The following is a 23,556-nucleotide window of genomic DNA, read 5'->3' on the forward strand; positions in this document are numbered from 1 at the left end:
CGCTGTTCCTGCCGGCCCGGGCGATGCTGCCCTTCGCCTACGCCACCGACCTGGTGCAGCGGGTGTGGCCGTGGCACATCCCGGCCGAGTACGGGGCCTGCTACGTCTGCGCCACCGACGCCCGCCCGCAGGACGTGACCCGGTCGGCGGGGCCCCCACCCCGGCCGATCGGCGAGACGATCGTCGACACGGTGCGTTGGCTGCACCGTACGGGACGGCTCACCGCCGCCCAGGCCGGCCGGGCCGGCGCACCTGTCGAGCCCGCCGCGCCCGCGTCGGGTTCCGTCGAAGCCGCGGCGCCGCCGCGGGAGGAGGCACGACCATGACCATCGTCGAACCGCACCGGCCCCACCCGTCCGGGGCCCCCGCCGTCGCCGCCTACCGTCAGGTCCGGCGGGCCACGGCGCAGCTAGTCGCCCAGGGGCCGCCCGGGGTGGGCGCGCTGCCGGTGGCGCACTGTCCGGATTGGACGGTACGGGATCTCGTCGCGCACCTGGTGGAGATCTGCGCTCGGGTGCACGGTCGGGTCGCCGGCTCCGCCGCCGCAGCCGTGCCCGACGGCGGGCTGCCGGAGTTGCTGGCCGAGTGGGAGCGGCTGAGCGGGCCGGTGGAGGAGTTCCTGGCCGGCGGGGAGTCGATGGACCGACACATCCTGGTGATGGACGCGTTCACCCACGAGTTGGACCTACGTCAGGCGCTGGGAGTCGCGCCGCCGGTCGACCACCCGGCGCTGCCGGTGGCCTCCGGCGTCCTGTTGAAGGGGTTGTCCGCTTCCCTCGACAACCATGGGCTGCCGCCGCTGGCGGTACAGACCGAGCACGGGCTCACCGTGGCGGGCACGGGCGAGCCGACAGTGACCATGGCCGGCCCGTGGCACGAGGTCTATCTGTCGCTGGCCGGTCGGCGCAGCACGGCGCAGATCCGATCGTTGCGGTGGAGCGCCGATCCGGGTCGCTGGCTGCCGGCATTCACCTGGGGGCCGTTCCGGGTGCCGGAGTCGTCCGTCGCCGGCTCCATGCGCTGAGTCTCTACCACCGCTGTCGGCTGACGGCCGGTGCCCCCGTTCCACCGGCCTGCCGCCATCTTCGAGAGGGGTGTGCCTGGGCGCGTGGCCGGGTCCCGTTCGGCCCGCGCCCTCATTCCCCGGTGGCAGCCGCGCCGCCCGGTCCGCGTCCCCGTCCCGGCACCGGCTCGCGGCTCGGGGTGCGGGTTCGCCACCGCCCGGGGGCGACGGTCAAGACTTGGCCCGGTGCAGCATTCGCGACGACCGGGCAGGGCGTCGGTCGTTGCGGGCGAAGGCGTGCCGGTTGCGGCTGACGGGGTCGGTGCTGTCCAGTTCCGGCAGCGCGATCAGGATGGGCAGGTCGAACACCCCGGTGTGGTGCAGTTCCAGGTCCACCGTGACGTTGGCGCCGGCGGCCACGGTGAGCGCGTCGTACGAGCCGACCGCCAGGGGGCGGCGCATGGACGGACGGGCCGCGATGTCACCGAGCGCTATCGCCGCGGCACGCAGGTACCACTCCCCCTCCGGCACGTCGCGCAGCACGTATTCGCCGGAGGCCTCCAGGATGTCGCAGGAGGCCGGCAGGCCCTGCACGATGGGGCTGTCGAAGACGCCGACGTACACCTTGACCGGCACGTCGACCGGGGGCAGTGCGAGCCGGCCGGTGATGGTGGCCCGCCGCCGCGGACCGGCCGTGCGGGTGCGGGACAGTTGCGGGATGCCGTGCTCGGCGAGCCAGCGGTAGCGGGCCGGTGAGATGCCCACGCTGCGGGTGAACCGGCTGATGAACGTGCCCAGGCTGTTGTAGCCGACCGCGTAGGCGATGTCGGTGACGCTCATGTTCGTTTCGAGCAGCAGGTTCTTGGCCTTGTAGAGCCGGATCGCGGTCAGGAAACGCCCCGGCGAAGTGCCCGTCTTGGACCGGAACAGCCGAGAGAAGTAAAAGCGGCTGAGAAAGGCAGAATCGGCCATAGCATCGAGTGACAGAGGTTCATGGTATCGATCCCACATGATCGAGATGGCTCTTTCGACGGCGTTGTGCATGGCCAATCACTCCATTCAGTGAACACGTTGCGGACACTCCGGCCATACCCGGCAATGCCTGACCGGGTATGGGGTCGCCGGTCGCGGGGGTGGCCCGCGACCGGCGACGTGGTCCTGCCAGGGTCGCCACGACATCGTCGTCGTCGCACCGCAGGGGAACAGGTGTTCGATCGCCCGACGAGAATTGCGGGAGAAATGCCAGCCCACCGACCTGGCCAGGCGGTGTAAGTACGGACCGAAAGTTATCGGACCGCACTTACTGTGAGTATCCCAAGTGGTCCGGATGGAGTAGGACGATACCATGCACAGAGATCAATCAATATGGGGTTTCAAATGTTCCCACACCCGGCGAGGCGATTTAATCTGACAGACGCAGCGAATATCCGAATTGGTCGGCGATGCGAGTCCTGTCCGGAGGCCATCAGCACGGACCCGTGAGCTTGCCGCCCAGCCACCGGGCCGCGGCCATCGCCGACCAGGAGGAGATCTCCACCAGCATCCGGTCGTCAGCGCCGGTTACCCGGCAGTCCCGCACGACCGTCGGGTCCACCTGGTAGGAGGCGAAGGCGACCAGCAGGGCCAGCCGGGCGACGGGCCGCTGAGGCTCGGGCAGCCCGGTGACCAGTTCCTCCACCCAAGCCCGGCTGATCCCCCGCGGACCGCCGTGCCAGCCCACCAGGTTGACCAGCACCAGGTCGCGGACCTCCTCGGGCACCGAACGCCGACCCGCCTCGTCGATCGCGGCGCACGCCCGGCCGAACGCCTCCGCGATCGTCGGGTGGCCGGCCGCCCAGGACAGGTCCGCCGGCAGCGGCGCGGCCGGCAGCAGGTCCAGCGAGAGACCCGGCCCGTGCGGGCGTCGGGACGCGCCCATCATGGCCCAGCCGAGCACCCGCAGCACCACGGGCAGCGCGAACTCCGGCACCCCCGGCGGCAACGGCACGTCGCGCAGGAACACGTTCACCACCCGGTTGAGGTAGTGCAGCAGCACCGCCACCCCGGCCAGTTCCGGTGTCTGGGCGGCGGGGAACGGCGGCCCGTCCAGCGGCGTCCTCCCGCCGGCCGGCATCGCCCAGCCGACGATCCCCTCCAGCTCCGCCCCGCCGCCGGCAGGCCCGGGGTCGGACCCGGCCGCCCCGTCGATGCCGGCGCCGGCGAGCAGACCCAGCGCGTTGTTGTGAATGGTCGCGCAGTACGGGCAGGCGTTGCCCAGCGAGACCGCGGTAGCCACCGCCTCCTTGGCCGCGCGCGGGGCGGCGCCGGTAACGATCAGCGTCTCCCGCAGCAGCACCCACGCGGCGGCCAGCACCTCCGGCGCCGGGGCGTGCAGGGCCACCGGTGGGGCCAGCACACCGAAGTCCCTTTCCACCTGCCTGTACACCTCGGCCACCAGACCACTGGCCCGCCCGCGACGCACCGCGTCGACGTATCGGATCTGCGTCAACCCGAGCGCGCCCAGCACCGGTCGCAGAACACTTGCCGGCATCACGCACCTCATCCATCTCTGCGAATTGAAAAACAGGTTATCTGCGAAAAGTGGCCTGAGCCAGTAGGCAGTACGGTTCAACCCCGCCGTCGGTTCAACCACCGGACAGTTCCCGCACTAGGCAATCTGGGAGAGCACTGGAGCTGCGACGACGTGCCATCATGGGCCAGCGGAATCGCTGCCCGACCGCCGTCGCCAGCGTTTCCGTGTTGCCCCGCAGCCCCGTCGGAGATTGCTGCGGCCAGCGCCGACAGCGACCATGCTTCGTCGTGGAACGCAACGTCGCTCGCCTGGCCCGGGATCGCCCGAGCAACGAGGAGATGGCTCATGGAAACGACGACGAGACAGCCGGGAATCAGAGTCCCGCTGATTGACGAGGATCAGGCGCAGGGCCGCACCGCCGAACTCTACGAAGAAATCAAGACGGTCACCGGGTTGCCATTCGTGCCCGACATGTTCCGGCTCACCTCCACCAACCCGCGGCTGCTCGCGGTGGTGCTCGCCGGCTACGGCGGCGTCTTCGGCGGGGACACCCTGCCCCGCGACATCAAGGAGCTGATCTCGGCCTGGACGTCCAAGCTGAACGGCTGCCCGTACTGCGTCGGGACGCACAGTTGGTTCCTGAGCCAGTTCGGCGGCAGCGACGAGTTGCTGGAGGCGGTGTCGAACGCCAACACCGCCGAGGAACTGCCGGTCGACGAGCGCACCATGCCGCTCATGCAGCTGGTGACGAAGGTGAGCACTGGCGCGTACAAGATCACCGACGCGGACTGGGAGAAGGCGGCGGCGGCCGGCTGGAGCGACGCCGAGATGCTGGAGGCGGTCTTCTGCGCCTGCCTGTTCGCGTTCATCAACCGGCTGGTCGACGCCACCGGACTGGGCTCGTCGGTCGACCGCAGCCGCATCGCGCGGCTGGGCGACGAGTGACCTCCGGCCGGGAAGGGACGCCCTCATGACCCTGTCACGCGCCATCCTGCTGACCGGCGCCTCGTCGGGCACCGGCATGTCCTCGGGCAGCGGCAAGGCCACCGCGCTGCGGCTGCACCGCGCCGGCTGGCCGGTCTACGCCACCGGACGCAACGTGGAGGCCCTGGAAGACCTGGCCGCCGAGGGCATCACGGTGCTCTACCTGGACGTCAACGACGAGGAGTCGATGGCCGCGGCGGTCAAGCGGATCACCGACGAGCACGGGGCGGTCGGCACGCTGATCAACAACGCCGCGTACAGCCTCAACGGCACCATCGGCGAGACCCCGATGGACGAGGTCCGCGCCCAGTTCGAGACGAACGTCTTCGGGCTGTGCCGGCTCACCCAGATGGTCCTGCCCGGCATGCGGGAGCAGGGCGGTGGCCGGGTGATCATGATGTCGTCGATCTTCGGCATGTTCGCCACCCCGGGGCGGGGCTACTACCAGGCCACGAAGCACGCGCTGGAGGCCATCAGCGACTCCCTGCGCCTGGAGGTGGCCCCCTTCGGCATCAAGGTGGTGGTGCTCCAGCCGGCACCCATCCTGGGCGGCTTCGTGCCCGACAGCGTCGCCGACCTGGGCATGGACTCGCACGAGAACCCCGCGCTGTACCGGGACTTCTGGGAGCACTTCGTCGACTGGCACCAGGCTTACCGGCTCAGTGACAACCCGCCGTTGCGCGGCAAGATCGCCGTGCGCGCGGAGAACGTCGCGAAGGTCCTCGAGACGGCGGTGTCCACCCCGAACCCGCGCATCCGCTACCGGCTCGGCATGCCGCCGCGGCTGCTGCCGAAGATGCGGGCGATCATCGGTGAGCGTGGGTGGGAGAAGTTCGTACGCGCGTTCTTCCCCATCCCCTGACCGCGAGCACGGGCGGCGCCGACGGATCTCGTCGGCGCCGCTCGGCGTTGCCCGGGGGTGCCGTCATGTGGTGCCGCCCGTCAGTTCCGGGAATTCGTCGACGCCGCAGGACCATCGGCCCGGGCCGCTGGCGCGGACGCAGCCACAGCAGGGCGAGTACCGCGGCCACGACCGCGCCGTCGACGAACAGCAGGAAACGCGCTGAAGCCGTCGATGCCGTGCCCGTGCGCGTCGACGACCACGTCCGTGCTGGCTCGGCGCGCGGCGTCGTCCAGGGGGGCCGGAGCGACGCCGGTGCCCACGCTGAACCGGTGCGCCCCGGTGACGGCCGTGCCGTCGGCGAAGGTGACGTGGTAGGCGACCGTGTAGTCGCCGGGGGCGTCGACGCGCAGCGGCAGCCCGCAGCCCGGCTGGAGCCGGCACGGATCGGCTCGGCGTCGGTGACCCGCCGGCTCGCGGCGTCGAGCACCGCGACGTGCGACTGCCCCTCGTCGACACCGGCGTCGAGGTCCAACGTCACCTCGGCCGGCGCGGCGGTGAGCACCGCGCCGGCCGGCGGGTCGGCGGAGACCAGGCCACCGTCGGCCCGGGCCACGCCGGGGGCGAGCGCGAGCAGCCCGGCGACCGCCGCGAGCACGGCGGCGACGGCCGCCCGTCGACGGCCGCCGGACGGAGGGCTCAGCTCACGCGGCATGGGGCACGAGGGACCGGCCGGCGACGTGGTGCCCGCCGCAGCTGCACGTCATGAGCTCCTGCTCGCGCCGGTTGGGGCGCAGGTGCAGGTACATCGCGATCACCATGGGGATGAACACCACCGAGTTGTAGAACAGGTGCAGCTCCACCCGCGGCAGCACGAGCTGGAGGATGCTGGTCGGCACCTTCTGGCCGAAGAACACGGTGCCGGCCTGCGCCTGCCACAGCAACAGGAAGTGCTCGACGTGGTGCCAGAACTGGATGGCCAGCGCCACCGTCCACCAGGTACGGGCGCGCCCGACGAAGCCCCGGCGTAGCGCGAACAGGAGGACCAGCATCACGATGGCGTAGCCGTAGTGCAGCCACTCGGAGGAAACCAGCCACGGGAAGAACTGGCCCAGCACGCCCCGCGACTTGGGGCGGGGCATACCGAGCACCCAGATCTGGTACGCCTGGACCAGGTGCTCGGCCCAGTGCGCCAGCACGACGACGAGGAAGACGTTGAGGGCCGCCCGGTGGTGGGCCCCGTTGAGCCGCGCGAGCAGCCCCGAGGACGGAGCGGCGGCGAGGGGTTGGGTCATCTTTGGCACCTTCCGTGGATACGTGGGGGATTCCGCACTACGGTCCGAGGAGGACGGGACAGCGGCTTGCCGCGAAGCTAACCGGCCGCCCCACTCCGCGGTTCCTCCAGATTGCCCAGCTGCTGTCGGCTATCTGCTCCTCCGGGGGACAACTCCGGATGCCGATCCGCCGGCAACACCGCCGCGATCGACCTCGATCGACCTCGACCGGAGCCGAAGCCGGGTCAGGACCCGATCCAGTTGGCGTGGAAGCCGCTGGGCACCCGGCCCGGCAGGTGCACCACGGCGACCGGCGGGCCGGTGAAGTCGCCGGCGTCGAGCACGACCAGGTCACTGCGGTCGGTGCGCCCGTCGTGGACGTAGGTCAGCAGCCACCCGTCGTCCTCCGCCGAGAGCGGGCCGCGCGGCACGAACACCGCCTCCCCCGCCTCCCGGTACGGCCCGAAGTCGTGCACCGCCACCTCCCTGCGCAGCAGGTCGTGACGCAGCAGCGCCGAGCCGCCCAGTACCCCCGCCCCGGACTGCATGGCGACGGTGTAGGCGTACCGGTGCGGCATCGTCTTGCGGCGCTCGTCGATGCGGGGGAACTCCTGCGGGATGTCGTCGAGCTGCTCGGCGGCGACGGTGCCGCGGGTCAGGTCCAGCGTCCAGCGCCACAGGGTCGGCGCGGACTCGCCGGGGGCGTGCAGGTCGCGGTCGAAGACCCGGTCGTGGCGCACCACGTCGACCACGCAGGTGTCGTCGAACTTCGTAAGGCTTTGACGGGGTGGAACACGTAGCAGGGGTCGACGTCGAACCAGCGCACGTCGGCCCCGCGCCCCTCCCGGGGCAGCAGCCCGATCCGGGCCGGCCGCCCGGGCGACCACGCGTACGGGAAGCGGGAGCCGGCCTGGGCCAGCGCCGGCCGGAAGGTGACCGGAAGGTCGAACAGCACCGAGTGCCGGTCGGTCAGCGCCAGCGAGTGCATCAGCGGCGGCCCGGTGACGTCGACGCGCTCGCTGCGGCGCACCCGCCCCTCGGGGGTCAGCACGAGGTGCTCGACGTACGGCAGCTCGTGGTAGTAGGCCACGGCGAACAGCTCCCCGGTGACCGGGTCGCACTCGGCGTGGGCGGCGAAGCCGTGCGGCAGGGTGGCGTCGAAGTCGAGCCGGGCCACCGAGCCCAGTTCGTCGTCCAGCTCGACCGGCAGCACGCCCGCCTCGCCGAGGGCCAGGGTGCGCCCGCCGTGCCGGATGACGTTGGCGTTGGCGTTGTCGGACAGCCCGTGCCGGGGGCCGGGCAGGGCGAGCTCGCCCAGGGCGCGGGTGGCGCGGTCGGTGCGGATCCACCGGTTGCGGTACCACAGCGCACGGCCTTCGCGCAGGCGCACCCCGTGCACCATTCCGTCGCCGACCAGGGCGTGGCCGGGCCGGTCACCGCCCATCGGGTTCGGCCCGATGCGGACGAAGCAGCCGTCCAGCTCGGCGGGCAGCCGCCCGGTGACCGTCAGGTCGAGCTCCGTCGCCTCGGTGGCGACGGGGCGCCGGTTGTCGTTTCGGGAGAGGGTCTTGGGGGCGGGGGCGACGACGCTCATTGGATCCTCCACAAGGTGGCGCGATCTTTTACGTATCGTGGTTACGTAACATTGTTACTCCATCGAACGTACGCCGGGCGTGAGATCATGTCAACGTGAGTCCGCGCCGAATCGACCCGACCCTGGCGACCGCCCTGCTGGAGGCCGCGGCCCGACTGCTGGCCGAGGAGGGCGCCGCCGGCCTCACCACGCGCCGCCTCGCCGCCGCCGTGGGCACCTCGACCACGGCGGTGTACACGCACTTCGGCGGCATGGACAACCTGGTCCGGGCGATGGTGCACGAGGGCTTCGCCCGCCTGCACCGGCGGATGTCGACCGTGCGGGCCACCTCCGACGCGGTCGCCGACGTGATGGCCCTCGGGTACGCGTACCGGGCCAACTCGCTCGACCACCCGCAGCTCTACCAGGTCATGTTCGGCGGCGCGGCGCTCGGCGGTTTCGCCCTGGCCGAGGGCGACCGACAGCACGGCAAGTACACGCTCCAGCCGCTGGTCGACGCGGTGGCCCGGGCTGCCGAGCAGGGGCGGTTCCGCGCCGGGGACCCGCTGCTGGTGGCCCAGAACATGTGGATCGCCCTGCACGGGCTGGTGAGCCTCGAACTCGGTGGCTACCTGATCGACCCGTACGACGCCGACGTCTGCTTCGAGGCGCAGCTGCGCTCGCTGATGGTCGGCGCGGGCGACGAGTACGAGGCGACCGCCACCTCGCTGGCCCGGGCCCGGCGCCGGCGTTCCCCCCGCGGCTGAGCCGCCCGCGACGCCCGGCCCGCCAGCGCCCGCCCCGCCGGCGCCCGGTGCCGTCCCTGGTGGAACGCGCCCTCAGCGCGTCGCCCGAGGTCGGTGAGCAACGGCGGAGAAGCGACGGCCAGAGCCCGGTGTGATGCTCAGGATGGGTCCCGAGCACGTCCGCAATGGAAGCGCATCCACTCCTGTCCGGCATGCCGGCAGGATCGCCCATCCCCCACGCACCGAAGGACGCCGATGATGCACGGAATCGATTATCTGGTGGTCGGGTCCGGCTCCGCCGGAGCCGCGCTGGCCGCCCGGCTCAGCGAGGATCCCGCCCGCCGGGTCCTGCTGCTGGAGGCGGGCCCCGACTTCGCTACGGTGGCCGAAACCCCACCCGATCTGCTCGACGGCAGCGCCATGTCGATGGACCTCCACGACTGGCACTTCAAGGCCGAGATCACCGACCGCCGACGGATCATCTTCCCGCGTGGCAAGGTCACCGGCGGTTCCTCCGCCGTCGGCGCGACCATCGCGCTGCGCGGCACACCGAACAACTTCGACGAGTGGGCCGAGTTGGGCAACCCGGCCTGGGCCTGGGACGAGGTGCTGCCGTTCTACAAGCGGCTCGAGGACGACCAGGACTTCGACAACGAGTACCACGGCAAGGGCGGCCCCATCCCGATCCATCGGTTCACCCAGGACGAGATGGCCCCGGTGCAGCGGGTGTTCCACGGCGCCTGCCTCAAGGCCGGCTTCCCCGACGTCGAGGACCACAACCACCCGGAGGCCACCGGCGTCGGCCCCGTCCCGTCCAACCGCCAGGGCAGCATCCGGGTCTCTACGGCGATGGGGTACCTGGGCGAGGCCCGGGGGCGGGAGAACCTGGAGATCCGCTCCGGGGTCCAGGTCAACCGGGTGCTGTTCGCCGGCAACCGCGCGCGCGGCGTCGAGGTCGCCAACCCCGGCGGCGGCACCGAGGTGATCGAGGCCGGCACCGTCGTGCTGGCCGCCGGGGCGGTCAACTCGCCCGCCATCCTCATGCGCTCCGGCATCGGGCCCGCCGGCGACCTGCGGCGGCTGGGCATCGACGTGGTGCTGGACCGGCCCGGGGTGGGCGCCGACCTGATCGACCACCCGCGCACCGGCGCGTTCATGGTGCCGCAGGAGGGGAGCTTCAACCCCGAGGACGCGTTCCTCCAGACGATCCTGCGCACCACCGCGCCGGGGTCGACGGAGTTCAACGACCTCCAGTACTACATGATCAACCACTTCGACCTGACGCTCTTCCCCGAGCTGCAGATGCTGGCCGCCGCGAAGACCATCTTCGGGGTGATGGTCGTGCACCAGCGGCCCGAGTCCCGGGGACGGCTCACCCTCACCTCTGCCGACCCCACCGCGCCGCCGGACGTCGTGCTCAACTTCCTCGACACCGAGCGCGACATCCAGACCCTCGTCGGCGCGGTGCGCCAGTGCTGGCAGTTCATGCAGACGGAGGGCATCAACGACAAGGGACAGCGGTTCGTGGTGCTCGGCGAGGACATGGTCGCCGACGACGAGCTGATGCGCCACTACGTCCGGCTCAGCCTCGACAGCGGTTACCACCCCGTCGGCACCGCCCGGATGGGCGCGGCCGGCGACGAGGGCGCGGTGGTCGACGAGCGGCTGCGGGTGCACGGCATCGAGGGCCTGTACGTCTGCGACGCCTCCGTGATGCCGTCGATCGTCAACTGCAACACCAACCTCACCTCCATCATGATCGGCGAGCGGCTCGCCGACTGGCTCAGGCAGTCCTGACCGGTCGTGCCAGGCACGGGCGTCCCGCGGTGCTGAACCCCGTGGGGCGCCCGTTTCGCTGTCCACCCCGGGAGGCGTGGGCCGCGAAATCCCGCAGCCGCTGCTCCGACCGTGGTCGCCACCCTGCCTTCACAGGGGACCTGCCCTGAAGGCAACCGCCATTAGCTGTCCGGCCGGTCTCCGGTCGCCTCGGCAAGCTGGCGACGCAACTCTGTTGCTTCGTCGGCACGGCCCAGCCCGTCGAGGACATCGGCGAGCGTCCGGTAGGCGGCGAGCAGTCGCCCGGCGAACAGCTGCGGCAACTGCTGCGCAAGGGGCTGGTAGAGACCGATGGCCTCAGCGACCGACTCCAGCGCCTGGGGCAGGTTGGCCTGCACGTTCACGCACACCCACGCGTATGCCCACAACGACATGGCGAGGTAGGGCAGGTAGGCGTCCGGGTTGACCTCGGCCAGCCGCCGGTAGATGCCGGTGGCTTCCTCGGCCGGGGCCAGGGCCTCCTGGCGCCGCCCCAACCCCGACAGCACAGTGCCGAGGTTGTTCAACGACATCGCGAGGTCGGGCAGGTAGGCGTCCGGGTTGACCTCAACCAGCCGACGGTACAGCCCGACGGCTTCCTGCGAAGGGCCCAATGCCTCCTGGCGCCGCCCCAACCCCAACAGCCAGATGCCGAGGTTGTTCAACGACATCGCGAGGTCGGGCAGGTAGGCGTCCGGGTTGACCTCAACCAGCCGACGGTACAGCCCGACGGCTTCCTGCGAAGGGCCCAATGCCTCCTGGCGCCGCCCCAGCTCCGACAGCCGGATGCCGAGGTTGTTCAACGACATCGCGAGGTCGGGCAGGTAGGCGTCCGGGTTGACCTCAACCAGCCGACGGCGGATCGTCACGGCTTCCTCGGCCGGGGCCAGGGCCTCCTGGCGCCGCCCCAGCTCCGACAGGAACGCGCCGAGGTTGTTCAACGACATCGCGAGGTTGGGCAGGTAGGCGTCCGGGTTGACCTCGGCCAGCCGACGGCGGATCGTCACGGATTCCTGCGAGGGGCCCAGGGCCTCCTGGCGCCGCCCCAGCTCCGACAGCACGGTGCCGAGGTTGTTCAACGACATCGCGAGGTCGGGCAGGTAGGCGTCCGGGTTGACCTCAACCAGCCGACGGCGGATCGTCACGGCTTCCTCGGCCGGGGCCAGGGCCTCCTGGCGCCGCCCCAACCCGAACAGCCGGATGCCGAGGTTGTTCAACGACATCGCGAGGTCGGGCAGGTAGGCGTCCGGGTTGACCTCAACCAGCCGACGGTACAGCCCGGCGGCTTCCTGCGAAGGGCCCAATGCCTCCTGGCGCCGCCCCAGCTCCGACAGCACGGTGCCGAGGTTGTTCAACGACATCGCGAGGTCGGGCAGGTAGGCGTCCGGGTTGACCTCAACCAGCCGACGGCGGATCGTCACGGCTTCCTCGGCCGGGGCCAGGGCCTCCTGGCGCCGCCCCAGCTCCGACAGCCGGATGCCGAGGTTGTTCAACGACATCGCGAGGTCGGGCAGGTAGGCGTCCGGGTTGACCTCAACCAGCCGACGGTACAGCCCGGCGGCTTCCTGCGAAGGGCCCAATGCCTCCTGGCGCCGCCCCAGCTCCGACAGCCGGATGCCGAGGTTGTTCAACGAGGCGGCGAGGTTGGGCAGGTAGGCGTCCGGGTTGGCCTCGGCCAGTCGCCGGTAGATGCCGGTGGCTTCCTCGGCCGGGGTCAGGGCCTGCTCCCGGAGGCCTGCGTTGGCGAGGCGCCAGGCGTGGGTGGCGTGCAGACGGGCTTGTTCGGCGGGGTCGGTGGTGTGGACCAGGCGGTGACGGGTGAGCGTGCTGGTGATGGCGGCGGCGGCGATGTCGAGGTCGGTGTGCCGGTTGGCGGGTAGCAGGGGTTCGAGGGCTTCCAGGATGGTGGGGTCGATGCCGGGGATGCCGGCCAGCCGGGTAAGGACCGACCCGCCCACGGCGATCGCCACCTGCGGATGTTCGCGGATGAGCGGGTACAGCACACCAGTGGCGAGGTGCGGCCAGCGGTGGCCGGTTTCGACGAGCACGGTGACCGCGGCGGCGGCCCACGCCGGGGGCCGTGGGCCGCCGGTGAGCAGGCCGGTGATCAACTCGGAGGTCCAGTCGCGTTCCAGGCGGGTAATGCCGGGGTGGCCGTGGCCGGGGGTGGACATGGCGATGAGGTCCTCGCCAAGCCGGTCGGGATGCAACGGTTCGAACACCGTGCGGGTGTCGGCCGGCGGGTAGCAGGTGGTGTGGTCGTCGATGATCCGGTCGGCGGCCGCGCCGGTGTCGGCGAACCCGGCCCGTTCGAGGGCCTGCCGGGCAGCCGGACGGGGTTGCGCCCCGGTCAGGGTCGCGGCGACGACCACCCGGTGCATCACCTCCGGCGGGCAGCCGATCGGCGCCTCGGCGCGGGTGTGCAGGTGCTGCCAGTACGCCTGTTCCCGGCGCAGCAGATACGCCGACACCGATCCCGGCCCGGTGGGCGGGGCCTCGCCGTGCCAGGCCGCGTCCACGGCGGCCAGCGCGGTCATGTGCACGGCCAGGACTTGCCCGAACCCGTCGGCGGTCAGCTCCGGCACCGGCCAGCCGCCGGCAGGCTGTTGCAGGCCCAGAGCCGACGCGAACCGGGCCGCCGCCGTGGTGAACAAGCCCGGCCGGTCGTCGCCGCTGTCGGCGGCCAACGGAGCCAGCGCCAGCTGGTCGACCTCGACGCCCAGGTCACCGTCGGCCCGGTCGGCCAGCGCCGGCCACCAGTAGCCGTCCGAGCGGGCCAGCATCAGCACCCGCACCCGGGTACCGGCCCGCGCGTGCAGATCCCGCAGCTGGGTGAGCAACGCAAGCAGGGCGGAGGCCGGCCACCGGTCGGCGTAGTCGACCACCGCCAGAACCGCACCGCCCGGCAGCTCGACCTGAGACACCACCCCAGCGGCCCCGACGACCGGAACCGGAAGGTGCGTCACCTGCCACACCGCCCACCCGGCGGCCGCACACTGGACCGTGACCTGCGCAGCGAGACGAGTCTTGCCCTGCCCACCCGCCCCATGCACCAGCAGCACCGCCACCGGCGCGTCCCCGCCAACCCAGGCGGCCAACACGTCCAGAGTCCGCTCCCGGCCGGTGAACGGCACGATCTGATGCCGGGCCAGCAACAGGCGACTCGGCTGCGCCCGCGCCCGCGCCACGCTCAACGGCACCGCGGCGTCATCGGCCGGGACGACCCGGTACCACGGCCGGTCCAGGCTGACCGTCACATCCCCACCGACACCACTGATCTGGACGATGTCGCCGAAGACGACGCTGCCGGTGACCGTCTGCCCCCCACCGGCGGCAGGCCCCCACCAACGCGTCACCGACCCAACCCCACACCGCCGCCGACATCGTCGACCTGCCGCACCGGACCCACAGTCGATGACCGCGTCACCGACTGCCCACCTCCACCGCCGTCCACGACGGCGTCGGCAGAGAAGGCGACGGCGACGGTGAGGACGAGGCCGCGGCCGGCGGCACAGCCGGTGTGGTCTCCGGGCCGACCCGCACACTGCCACGCACCCCACGGACCTGGGCCACACCACCACCGATCGTCGAATCGACGACCGATTGCCCACCGACCTGACGGCGGGCACCGACCCCACCGATCACCGTGAACCCCACACCCAACAAGCCAACGAACACACCGACAACACTGGCCCACTTATCGGCCCTATCCAGCTTTTGGATGGCCAGGAACACCCCCAACCCCATGGGCAGGACCCCGACGACCACCACCACGACCCACCTGCGCAACCGATCACCTACCGTCATCACACCATCGTGGACTGCTGCGGCCATCCGCGGCCATCGCCGCCTCGGCCGACAGCCGGCCGGAGACCGAGCTCGCCCGGCTCCACGCCGACCTGCCGGGCCACGAACTCGACCGCCTCGTCCGGCAGCTCCCCGCGGCCGCAGGAAAACCGGCCAGCCCGGGTGTAGAACCCAGCAGCAGCGCGAACCCGAGCCGGGTCGGCCCGCGCGCGATCAACTCCCGCTCGACATCCAGCAACGCCCAGTGCTCGACAAGCTCATCGAGATCCGTGGCGCGAACATGCGGTGTACGGAGCGCCCAGGGGGGTGGACCGACGCTCCGTACACCGCGCTCGGGAAAGACTACGGAGGCCTAGACGGTGTTCTCGCTGACGTTGCGCGACACCGGCACCGGGGCGGGCTGCTGCGCCTCGGCGGTCGGCACCGGCTCCTGCCGCTCGGCTGCGGCCGGCCCGGCCGGGACGACCCGGTCGCGCAGGCCGATCCAGATCAGCGCCACGGACACCAGGATCACGACGACCTGCACCTGCATGGCGAAGTGGACGCCGTCCAGCACGTCGGTGCGGGTGGCGACGAGCGCCCCGAAGATCGGAATGCCGATGGTGACCGCGATCTGCTGGGCCAGGGTGGCCAGACCGGTCGCCAGGCCCTGCTGCGAGTCCTCCAGACCGGAGGTGGCGGTCACCGTGTAGGCGACGACGGCCGTGACGTGCCCGAAGTACATCAGGAACAGCGACGGCACGATCACCGCCAGGCTCGGGGTGGTCGACGTGCCGGTCAGCAGCAGCGGGACGGTGGTCAGGCCCTGCACCAACAGGCCTACGGCGAGCACGTTGCGGTAGCCGTACCGGCCGATCATGCGGCCGGCGACGACGCCGGCGACGACGGCCACCAGGCCCGGCACGCCGAACACCAGACCGGTGGTGAACGGCGCCAGCTTGAGCACGTCCTGCATGTAGAGGGTGAGGCCGAAGTTGACGCCGCTGGCCATCACGAAGGCGACGATGCCGCCGTAGTTGCCCCACTTGATGTTCGGCCGGTTGAGCAGGGTGAGCGAGACCAGGGGAGCCTTGGCCCGCAGCTCGACGAACCAGAAGGCCGCGATGAGCACCGCGCCGACGACGAGGGCGATCCAGCTCTGCATGCTCACGCCGTAGACCAGGGCCAGCAGGCCGGCGGTGACCGTGACCGCGCCGGGCACGTCGAGCTTGACGCCGGCCGGGCGGACGCTCTCCTTGATCACCAGCGGGGTCAGCACCATGATGGCGACCGCCACCGGCACGTTGATCCAGAACGCCCAACGCCAGTCCAGGGCGCTGACCAGGCTGCCGCCGACCAGTGCGCCGACGGTGAAGCCACCGGAGAGCAGCGCGCCGTTGAGGCCGAGCACCCGGGCCCGGGCCCGCTCGTCGGCGACGGTCGTGATCAGCAGCGCCATCGCGGCCGGGATGGCGATCGCGTTGGCGAAGCCCTGCAACACGCGGGCGCTGAGCAGCATCGCCGCGTTCGTCGCGAAGCCGCCGAGCAGCGAGGCCACGGTGAGCAGCCCGATACCCGTCAGGAACAGCCGTCGCCGGCCGAACAGGTCGGCGATCCGGCCGAACAGGAGCGTGAAGCCGGCCGCGGGCAGCGCGTACGCGCTGGCCACCCACGGCAGGTCGGCCAGCGACAGGCCGACGCCCTCCCCCATCTGGGGCAGCGCCACGTTGAGGATGGAGAAGTCGACCGACAGCATGAACTGCGCGCCGAGCAGTACGAATAGGGCAAGTTTCTGCGCGGAGCTGAGCTGCTCCGACGTGCTCTGGTTCTCCGCCATGACCACGGACACTAGGCAGCCGCGGCTCCGCTACCCATCTCCCTGCCATGCGTACCACTGGCAGTGGCACCCTCCGCACCCGCTGTGCGGGCCCCGTTCCACGCTACCCCGTCCCGGCACTCTTCGACCTTGCTCTATTTCTCACGTGGTACCGCGCGGGGTGCCGGCCGCCCCGGGGACGGTGTCCGCCGGGGCGGCCGGCGACCGATCAGTCGACGAGGACTCCGCACCCGACGGTGGTGATCGAGCCGGTGAGGCCGCTGGACAGGTCCGAGGCGAGGTACACGGCGGTGCCGGCCACGTCGGCCAGGGTCACCGCCCGGCCCAGCAGCGGGTTCGGCAGGCCCGGCTTGGCGGCCAGCATGTCCTCCAGCGTCGCCCCGTTCGCCTCGGCCGCGCGCCGCCACGTCTCGCGCACGTACGAGCCGTGCTGCACGCTCTCCGGGATCGCGTCTGGGCGCAGGCAGACCACCCGCACCCCGAACGGGCCCACCTCGCCGGCCAGCTCCCGGGCGAGCGACTCGATGCCGGCGCAGGCCACGCCGAAGCCGCCCGAGGGCATCGGCGCCCGCGCGGCGGACGTCGACAGGACGACGATGACCCCGCTGCGCTGCTCCACCATCCGCCGGGCCGCCGCCGCGGCGGTGAGGAACTGGGTGCGGACGAAGGTGTTCATCGGCATCAGGAAGTCGTCCAGGCTCAGCTCGCGCAGCGGGACGCCCTGCACGTGGTCCAGGCCGACGGCGTTGAACGACACGTCGATGCCCCCGGCCCGCTCGGTGACCAGCGCCGCGTGCGCGTCGACCGACCCCTGGTCGAGCGCGTCGACCTGGTGGGCGTACGCCCGGCCCCCCTCGGCGACGATTTCCTTGGCGAGCACCTCGACCCGGTCGAGGTGGCGGCCGGCCAAATACACGGTGGCGCCCTCCCGGGCGTAGGCGCGCGACACCGCGCTGCCGAGCACGCCCGCGGCGCCGTAGACGATCGCCGTCCTGTTCTCCAGCAACATGTCTGATCCCCTCGTCATGGGCTGGTCCGGCGGTGCCGGACCGGGTTCGTCAGACCGACGGGCGACCCCCGGGGAAATATACATTTCCTGCCGATTTATTTGGCTTGATCCGCCGAGTTGCCAGTGACCTCCGCCAGCCGGTCCCACAGGTACCGGCGTTCGGCGTCGTTGCCGGCGAATTCCAGCGCACGCCGGTACGCCCCGGCCGCCTCCCCCCGCCGGCCCAGCCGGCGCAGCAGGTCGGCGCGTACTGCCGGGACGAGATGGTGGCCGGCCAGGTCACCCGAGCGTTCCACCTGCTCCAGCAGCGCCAGGCCCCGCTGCGGCCCGTACGCCATCCCGACCGCCACCGCCCGGTTGAGCCGCACCACGGCCGACGGCACCAGCTCGGCCAGCTCGGCGTAGAGCCCGGCGATCTGGGCCCAGTCGGTTCGCGCCGCGTCCGGCGCGGTGGCGTGGCAGGCCGCGATCGCCGCCTGCACCTGGTACGGGCCCGGCCGCCCGTGGCGCAGCGCCCGCTCCAAGCAGGTCCACCCCCCTTCGGGGACCCGGCCCCCGAATCCCAGTGACGTGGATCCTTGCCTCTTCCAACGGCACCAGGTCGCCGTGGCGTTCGGTGGCGGGCCGTCAAGCCGGGCCTTCGTGCAGCAGCATCAGCGCGAGCAGCCCGAGCGTCTCCGGGTCGTCGGGCAGTAGCCGGACCAGCCACCGGACCAGCCGCACGGCCTCCGTGCACAGCCCGCGCCGCAACAGGTCCGCGCCGGCCGTGGCGGCGTACCCCTCGGTGAACAGCAGGTACAGCACCGCGCGCACCGCCGTGGCCCGGCCGGGCAGCTCCGCCGCGGGCGGCAGCTCGCCACACAGGCCGGCGTCGCGGACGCCGCGCCGGGCCCGCACCAACCGCTGAGCGAGGGTCCCCTGCGGGACCAGCAGGGCGCGGGCGATCTCCGCCGGGGCAAGCCCCACGACGGTACGCAGGGTCAGCGCGACCTGCGACGGCAGCGACAACGCGGGATGGCAACAGGTGAAGATCAGCCGGAGCTGGGCGTCACGAATCAGCGGCGGCACCGGCGGGGCGTCGTCGTACGCCGGGAGGGTGGCCACGGCCTCGCGCAGCCGGGCGGCGGCCACCGTCTCGTGCCGCAGCCGGTCGACGGCCCGGTTGCGCGCCACCGTGGTCAGCCAGGCCCCGGGCCGGCGCGGCACGCCCTCGCCGCGCCAGCGCTCCAACGCGGCGGCGAACGCGTCCTGCACGCAGTCCTCGGCCAGGCTCCGGTCCCGGGTGAGGCCGACCAGGCCGCCGACGAGCTGGTGGTACTCCCGGCGGAACGCGCCGGCCACGGCGGCGTCGACGGCGAAGGTCACCGGGTCCAGACCGGCCGCACCTCGATGGCGCCCAGCTCGGCGAAGGGGTGCAGGGCGGCGAGTTCGGTCGCCTCGTCGAGGTCCGCGCAGCGCAGCAGGACGAACCCGCCCACCTGCTCCCGGGTCTCGATGAACGGCCCGTCGGTGATTAGCGTGCCCCCGGCCCGGGCGCGCACCGTCCGGCCGGCGCGGCCGGGCCGCAGCCGCTGCCCGCCCGCGAACGCCCCCCGCCGGCGCACCTCGTCCAGCCAGGCCCGGTGCCGGGGGTGCTCATCGATCTCCGCCGGGCTCAGCTCCCCGGCCTCGTCGTGAAAGATCACCAGTGCGTACTCCACGGTCTGCCTCCCAGGTCCGCGCATTACAACGACGAGGGGGCCGGGACAGACACGACCACCCGGCCTTTCACCGAATCGAGGGACAACCCGGTCGATGCCGCCCGCGCGGCGTCGAGGTGTGGTAACGGCAGCAAGCACGAAGAAGCGGGGTGCGGCCCACTCGGCCAGTCTTGGATGAATCCATGCCCGCCGAGGAGGCATCCCATGCGTCAATCACAGGTCACCGTCAACGGTGTCGACATCGCATACCGTGAGCTGGGCGAGGGTCCCCTGGCCCTGCTGTTGCACGGCTTCCCGTTCACCCCCGACTCGTTCCGGCACCTGGCGCCGGTGCTGGCCGACGCCGGATACCGGGTCGTGACCCCGTGGACCCGTGGCTTCGCCCCCAGCTCCGTCCCGCCGCCGGGCCGCGAGCACATCCGCGACATGGTGGCCGACGCCAACGCCCTGCACGAGGTCCTCGGCGGCGACGAGCGCGCGGTGCTGATCGGGCACGACTTCGGGGCCGCCGTCGCGTGGGCCGCCGTGGTGCAGCAGCCGCAGCGGTGGTCACGGCTGGTCGCCTGCGACGTGCCGCCGTTCCAGTTCTTCGGCGAGTACCTGCTCGACCCCCGGGGCATCAACATCCAGGCCCACTTCTGGTTCTTCCAGATGGCCGCCGCCGACGAGCTGGTCGCCGCCAACGACCTGGCCTTCCTGGAGTTCATGCTGCACAAGTACTCCCGCGACGGCTACGACGTCACCCAGGACCTGGCCGCCATCCGGGCCGCCCTCGGCAAGCCGGAGAACCTGCGCGCCGCCCTCGGCATGTACCGCACCAACTTCCCGGCGGCGACGTTCGGCACCCCGGACTGGGCGGCCGAGCAGGCCGCGCTGTGGGGGCCCCTGCCGACCCAGCCGACGCTGAACATCTTCGGGGTCGAGGACGTCGCCTTCGCGATGAACGAGGAGAGGCTCGCCCGGATCGTCGAGGCCCTGCCGAAGGGCTCGGCCGGCGCGCTGGTTCCCAACTCGCGGCACGTCCCGCTCACCGAGGAGCCGGACATCACCAACGCCCACATCCTGCGCTTCCTGGCCGAGACGGCCTGATCGGTCCGATCAGGACACTCGACCGGCTCCGGCCGGGCACGGCGGACCCCGCCCCCGCCCGGCCGGAAACCGTTGGTACTTCCACCGTGGGTACCACTGACAGTGTCATGCTGATCCGCCATACTGACTCGCATGAATCCGCTGGGCGAGTTCCTCCGATCTCGACGCGGCGTCATCCGTCCGCAGGACGCCGGCCTGACCCGCTACGGCGAGCGCCGGCGGGTCACGGGGCTGCGCCGCGAGGAGTTGGCCCAGCTCGCCGGGGTGAGCGTCTCCTACTACACCCGGCTGGAGCAGGGCCAAGCGCACAACGTGTCCGACGAGGTGCTCGACGCTGTCGCCCGGGCGCTGCAACTCGACGGCGACGAGCGAACGCATTTGTTCGTGCTGGCCCGCCCCGGCCGGGCGGCGGCCGAGCGGGGCACCCGGGCCAACGCCGCGCCGCCGGCCCTGCGGCAGATGCTCGCGATGATGCCCGACGTGCCGGCGATGGTGCTCGACGCCGCGACCGACGTGCACGCCTGGAACCCGCTGGGCCACGCGCTGCTCGCCTGGCACCTCGACGAGGCCCCCAACATGAGCCAGGCGGTGTTCCTCGACCCCCGAACACGCGAGCTGTACGCCGACTGGCCGGGCAAGGCCCGCTCGGTGGTGGCCTACCTGCGGATGGCCGTGGGCCGCTACCGCAGCGACCGACGGGTCGTCGGGCTGGTCGACGAACTGCTGTCGCGTAGCCCGGAGTTCGCCGCCATGTGGGCCGAGCACCCGGTCAGCACCTGCGAGACGATGGAATACGACATGGCGCACCCGGTGGTCGGCGCGCTGACGGTCAACCAGCACACGTTGCGGCTCGAGGAAACCCCGGACCTGATGCTGGTGACCTTCACCGTCGAAGCCGGCTCACCGTCGGCGGCGGCGCTGCGGATGCTCGGCGGTATCCCCCGGCGCGCCACCACCCCGGCGCCGGCCCCCCGACACAGCGTCGCCGTCCACTGAGCCGACCACCCGCACACACGGCGACGGCCGGCTCCCGGCAGACGGCCCGCGCCGCCCGGCCGGGAACCGGCCGCCCCAGCGGGTGGAGCGCCTCCGCGCCCCACCGCGCCGGCGTCACTTCGTCCCGGCCTCCGCCGCCTGCGCAGCCGCGCCCTCGTGGCGCACCCGGAACTTGTTCACCCCGGTCCACCAGTTCTCACCCGGGTTGGCGGCCTCGTCGGAGTCGTAGCGGTCGTGGTGCCGCCACCAGTCCCACGGGTGCGCCAGCCCCTCCTCCTGCCGGCCCAGCGGGGTGACATCGAGGTAGTTGTAGGTGTTGATGAACACCTCGCCGCCCCGGTCGAACACCGAGCTGGCGTGGAAGATCTTCTCGCCGTCGCGGATGAACGAGCTGACCGCCGGCAGTTCGCCCTTCTCCATGGTGACGTTGAAGTCGTAGTTGAAGTCGCTGCCGTACGACGAAACCCACGGGATGTGGCTCCAGCCCATCCGGGCCTTGAACTGTTCGATCTTCTCCAGCGGGGCCCGGGCGATCATCACGAACGAGGTGTCCCGCGCGTGCATGTGCGACAGGTTCCCGACGTTGTCGGCCTGCATCGAGCAGCCGACGCAGCCCTCCTTCGCCTCCGGGGCGAACATGAAGTGCCGCACGAGCAGCTGACGACGCCCCTGGAACAGGTCGAGCAACGTCACCCGACCGGCGGGCGAGTCGAACACGTACTCCTTCTCCACCGGCACGACGGGCATGGCCCGGCGGGCGGCGCTGAGCTGGTCGCGGGCCCGGGTCAGCGCCTTCTCCTCCTCGAGGAGCTTCTCCCGGGCGGCGGTCCACTCCTCGCGCGAGACGATCTGCGGAAAACTCATCGTTTCTCCCTCCACGGTCGCCGCCGGGCCGGGAAAGGGCCGGGCGACACCTGCGAGCCTGGCACGGCCCCGGCCTGCCGACTTCTCCGCTCGTGCCCTTCCACCGCCCGGGATCCGGCTTCCACCCCCAGTCCGGAAGGACACCGGGCAATCCGGAAGAGGCCACGGAACGCGCGGTGTGACAGCGTCGGGGATGCCTGGCCGACACGACCCCGGTCGATCCGGTCGCCCGTTGAGGAGGACACGTGCCCACGACCACCGAAGCACCCACCCGCGAGGAACTGGTCCAGCGGGCGGCGGATCTCGTCCCGCTGCTCCGCAAGCACGCGGCGTGGCAGGAGGAGAACCGTCGCCTCCACGACGAGACCGTAGCCGCGATCGAGGAGGCGGGGCTGTTCAAGCTCCGCACACCCCGCCGCTACGGCGGGTACGAGGTGGACGCCCGCACGCTCGTGGCGGTCGCCACCGAGTTGGGCCGGGGCGACGCCAGCACCGCCTGGGTCACCTCCGTGCTGTGGATCCCCACCTGGCTCGCCGGCCTGTTCCCCGACGAGGCCCAGGACGAGGTGTTCGGCGTGCCCAACGCCCGGGTGTGCGGCACCAACAGCGTCGGCGGCACGGCCGTGCCCACCGACGGTGGCATCGTCGTCAACGGTAGCTGGCACTTCATCAGCGGGGCCCACCACGCCCAGTGGCAGGAGATCGCGGTGGTCGTGCTGCGCCCCGACGCCGAGCCGGAGCCGATCATGGCGCTGGCGCCGATCGGTAGCCTGGAGATCGTCGACGACTGGTACACCACCGGCCTGAGCGCCACCGGCAGCGTCACCACCGTCGCCCGGGACCTGTTCGTCCCGACCAGCCACATCATCCCGATGAGCGCGGCGATGATCCCGCAGGGCCTGTCGCAGGGCAACGCCGACTCCCCCGTCTGGCAGACCCCGGCGGCGCTGAATGCGGCGGCGTCCGGCGTGGGCGCGGCCGTCGGCGTGGCCAAGGCCGCCCGCGACGAGTTCTTCGACCGGCTGCCCGGCCGGAAGATCACCTACACCGAGTACGAGAACCAGAGCGAGGCCCCGATCACGCACCTGAAGGTCGGCACCGCGCTCATGAAGATCGACCAGGCCGAGTTCCACGCGTACCACGCCGCCGACATTGTCGACTCGAAGGCGGCCAGCGGCGCCGAGTGGAGCCTGGAGGAGCGGGCCCGGGTCCGCGCCGACCACGGCTGGGCGACCCGGCTGGCCAAGGAGGCGGTAGACATCTTCGCCTCCGCCAGCGGCGGCACGTCCATCTACCGCGACGTGCCGATCCAGCGCATCGCCCGGGACGTCAACGCGATGAGCCTGCACGGGCTGATCAACCCCGACACCAACACCGAGCTGTACGGCCGGGTCGTCTGCGGCCTGGGCCCGAACACCATGTTCTTCTGAGCCCTCCCGTACGGCTCCTCTGAGCCTTCCGCCACGGTTCTTCCGACCTTCCCGCACGTGACGGGCCGCCCGGCGCACCCCCCTCGCCGGGGGGACC

Annotated in this window: 22 protein-coding genes and 2 pseudogenes; 9 read left to right on the top strand and 15 right to left on the bottom strand. The window is 71.8% G+C overall.

The features are described 5' to 3' along the window. Window positions 1-326 (top strand): annotated as a pseudogene (locus tag MCAG_RS01130) (hypothetical protein); the annotation flags it as partial. After that, on the top strand, window positions 323-1,024 hold the full coding sequence (locus MCAG_RS01135; protein ID WP_083802152.1) for a maleylpyruvate isomerase family mycothiol-dependent enzyme: 702 nt from the start codon (window positions 323-325) through the stop codon (window positions 1,022-1,024). The pseudogene MCAG_RS01130 and the gene MCAG_RS01135, both read left to right, overlap by 4 nt. Before the next feature lie 210 nt (window positions 1,025-1,234). Here the strand turns inward: MCAG_RS01135 and MCAG_RS01140 are convergent, their stop codons facing one another. Then, window positions 1,235-1,975: a helix-turn-helix transcriptional regulator gene (locus tag MCAG_RS01140; protein ID WP_198141459.1), complete on the bottom strand. Its 741-nt coding sequence runs from the start codon at window positions 1,973-1,975 to the stop codon at window positions 1,235-1,237. 493 nt (window positions 1,976-2,468) lie between these two features. Next, window positions 2,469-3,533 carry an alkylhydroperoxidase gene (locus MCAG_RS01145; RefSeq protein ID WP_036375912.1) on the bottom strand — a complete coding sequence of 355 codons (1,065 nt, stop codon included), beginning with the start codon at window positions 3,531-3,533 and terminating at the stop codon, window positions 2,469-2,471. Window positions 3,534-3,860: 327 nt separating this feature from the next. On the opposite strand from MCAG_RS01145, the gene MCAG_RS01150 reads away from it, so the two are divergent. Together MCAG_RS01150 and MCAG_RS01155 are read left to right on the top strand one after the other, a co-directional pair. Then, on the top strand, window positions 3,861-4,460 hold the full coding sequence (locus MCAG_RS01150; RefSeq protein WP_036371842.1) for a carboxymuconolactone decarboxylase family protein: 600 nt from the start codon (window positions 3,861-3,863) through the stop codon (window positions 4,458-4,460). Window positions 4,461-4,485: 25 nt separating this feature from the next. Continuing rightward, window positions 4,486-5,361 carry an SDR family NAD(P)-dependent oxidoreductase gene (locus MCAG_RS01155; protein WP_007071165.1) on the top strand — a complete coding sequence of 292 codons (876 nt, stop codon included), beginning with the start codon at window positions 4,486-4,488 and terminating at the stop codon, window positions 5,359-5,361. Window positions 5,362-5,441: 80 nt separating this feature from the next. Here the strand turns inward: MCAG_RS01155 and MCAG_RS36010 are convergent, their stop codons facing one another. The 5 genes and pseudogenes from MCAG_RS36010 to MCAG_RS01165 all read right to left on the bottom strand — a co-directional run bounded on the left by MCAG_RS36010 (window position 5,442) and on the right by MCAG_RS01165 (window position 8,208). Further along, complete coding sequence (locus MCAG_RS36010) at window positions 5,442-5,759, bottom strand: copper resistance protein CopC (RefSeq protein ID WP_083802153.1); 318 nt, start codon at window positions 5,757-5,759, stop codon at window positions 5,442-5,444. A gap of 44 nt (window positions 5,760-5,803) precedes the next feature. Continuing rightward, window positions 5,804-6,055 (bottom strand): annotated as a pseudogene (locus tag MCAG_RS36015) (copper resistance protein CopC); the annotation flags it as partial. Then, a complete protein-coding gene (locus tag MCAG_RS01160; RefSeq protein WP_007071166.1) occupies window positions 6,045-6,635 on the bottom strand; it encodes a hypothetical protein in 591 nt (196 codons plus the stop codon). The pseudogene MCAG_RS36015 and the gene MCAG_RS01160, both read right to left, overlap by 11 nt. A 224-nt stretch (window positions 6,636-6,859) precedes the next feature. Further along, on the bottom strand, window positions 6,860-7,366 hold the full coding sequence (locus MCAG_RS35545; protein ID WP_255348971.1) for a carotenoid oxygenase family protein: 507 nt from the start codon (window positions 7,364-7,366) through the stop codon (window positions 6,860-6,862). Next, window positions 7,270-8,208: a carotenoid oxygenase family protein gene (locus MCAG_RS01165; RefSeq protein ID WP_007071167.1), complete on the bottom strand. Its 939-nt coding sequence runs from the start codon at window positions 8,206-8,208 to the stop codon at window positions 7,270-7,272. Before MCAG_RS01165 ends, MCAG_RS35545 begins: the two co-directional genes overlap by 97 nt. A 95-nt stretch (window positions 8,209-8,303) precedes the next feature. Between MCAG_RS01165 and MCAG_RS01170 the strand changes: the two genes are divergently transcribed. Next, window positions 8,304-8,954, top strand: coding sequence for a TetR-like C-terminal domain-containing protein (locus MCAG_RS01170; protein ID WP_007071168.1), 651 nt, complete (start codon window positions 8,304-8,306; stop codon window positions 8,952-8,954). 234 nt (window positions 8,955-9,188) lie between these two features. Continuing rightward, window positions 9,189-10,730, top strand: coding sequence for a GMC family oxidoreductase (locus tag MCAG_RS01175; protein ID WP_036371844.1), 1,542 nt, complete (start codon window positions 9,189-9,191; stop codon window positions 10,728-10,730). Window positions 10,731-10,891: 161 nt separating this feature from the next. On the opposite strand, the gene MCAG_RS01180 is transcribed toward MCAG_RS01175, so the two are convergent. The 7 genes from MCAG_RS01180 to MCAG_RS01205 form a co-directional block, all read right to left on the bottom strand. Beyond that, complete coding sequence (locus MCAG_RS01180) at window positions 10,892-14,104, bottom strand: tetratricopeptide repeat protein (RefSeq protein ID WP_050777811.1); 3,213 nt, start codon at window positions 14,102-14,104, stop codon at window positions 10,892-10,894. Window positions 14,105-14,171: 67 nt separating this feature from the next. After that, on the bottom strand, window positions 14,172-14,522 hold the full coding sequence (locus MCAG_RS31975) for a hypothetical protein (RefSeq protein ID WP_232290030.1): 351 nt from the start codon (window positions 14,520-14,522) through the stop codon (window positions 14,172-14,174). A gap of 385 nt (window positions 14,523-14,907) precedes the next feature. Next, window positions 14,908-16,371, bottom strand: coding sequence for an MFS transporter (locus MCAG_RS01190; protein WP_157547792.1), 1,464 nt, complete (start codon window positions 16,369-16,371; stop codon window positions 14,908-14,910). A 208-nt stretch (window positions 16,372-16,579) separates the two neighbouring features. Beyond that, the gene (locus MCAG_RS01195; protein WP_007071172.1) at window positions 16,580-17,380 is read right to left on the bottom strand and encodes an SDR family NAD(P)-dependent oxidoreductase; all 801 of its coding nucleotides are present in this window, start codon (window positions 17,378-17,380) and stop codon (window positions 16,580-16,582) included. 95 nt (window positions 17,381-17,475) lie between these two features. Then, a complete protein-coding gene (locus tag MCAG_RS36020; RefSeq protein ID WP_369751287.1) occupies window positions 17,476-17,904 on the bottom strand; it encodes a hypothetical protein in 429 nt (142 codons plus the stop codon). A gap of 103 nt (window positions 17,905-18,007) precedes the next feature. Next, window positions 18,008-18,745 (bottom strand): RNA polymerase sigma factor, encoded by a 738-nt coding sequence (locus tag MCAG_RS36025; protein WP_369751288.1) that lies wholly within the window; start codon window positions 18,743-18,745, stop codon window positions 18,008-18,010. Next, window positions 18,742-19,080: a YciI family protein gene (locus MCAG_RS01205; protein ID WP_036371847.1), complete on the bottom strand. Its 339-nt coding sequence runs from the start codon at window positions 19,078-19,080 to the stop codon at window positions 18,742-18,744. The genes MCAG_RS36025 and MCAG_RS01205 overlap by 4 nt, the downstream gene beginning before the upstream one ends. 204 nt (window positions 19,081-19,284) lie before the next feature. On the opposite strand from MCAG_RS01205, the gene MCAG_RS01210 reads away from it, so the two are divergent. Then, on the top strand, window positions 19,285-20,169 hold the full coding sequence (locus MCAG_RS01210; RefSeq protein WP_007071175.1) for an alpha/beta fold hydrolase: 885 nt from the start codon (window positions 19,285-19,287) through the stop codon (window positions 20,167-20,169). A gap of 132 nt (window positions 20,170-20,301) precedes the next feature. Continuing rightward, on the top strand, window positions 20,302-21,165 hold the full coding sequence (locus MCAG_RS01215; RefSeq protein ID WP_036371849.1) for a helix-turn-helix transcriptional regulator: 864 nt from the start codon (window positions 20,302-20,304) through the stop codon (window positions 21,163-21,165). A gap of 114 nt (window positions 21,166-21,279) precedes the next feature. Here MCAG_RS01215 and MCAG_RS01220 read toward each other — a convergent pair whose 3' ends face one another. Next, the gene (locus tag MCAG_RS01220; RefSeq protein ID WP_050777812.1) at window positions 21,280-22,029 is read right to left on the bottom strand and encodes a DUF899 domain-containing protein; all 750 of its coding nucleotides are present in this window, start codon (window positions 22,027-22,029) and stop codon (window positions 21,280-21,282) included. 245 nt (window positions 22,030-22,274) lie between these two features. Between MCAG_RS01220 and MCAG_RS01225 the strand changes: the two genes are divergently transcribed. Then, the gene (locus MCAG_RS01225; RefSeq protein WP_007071177.1) at window positions 22,275-23,459 is read left to right on the top strand and encodes an acyl-CoA dehydrogenase family protein; all 1,185 of its coding nucleotides are present in this window, start codon (window positions 22,275-22,277) and stop codon (window positions 23,457-23,459) included. Window positions 23,460-23,556 lie beyond the last annotated feature (97 nt).

This window comes from Micromonospora sp. ATCC 39149 (assembly GCF_000158815.1).
Classification (GTDB): domain Bacteria; phylum Actinomycetota; class Actinomycetes; order Mycobacteriales; family Micromonosporaceae; genus Micromonospora.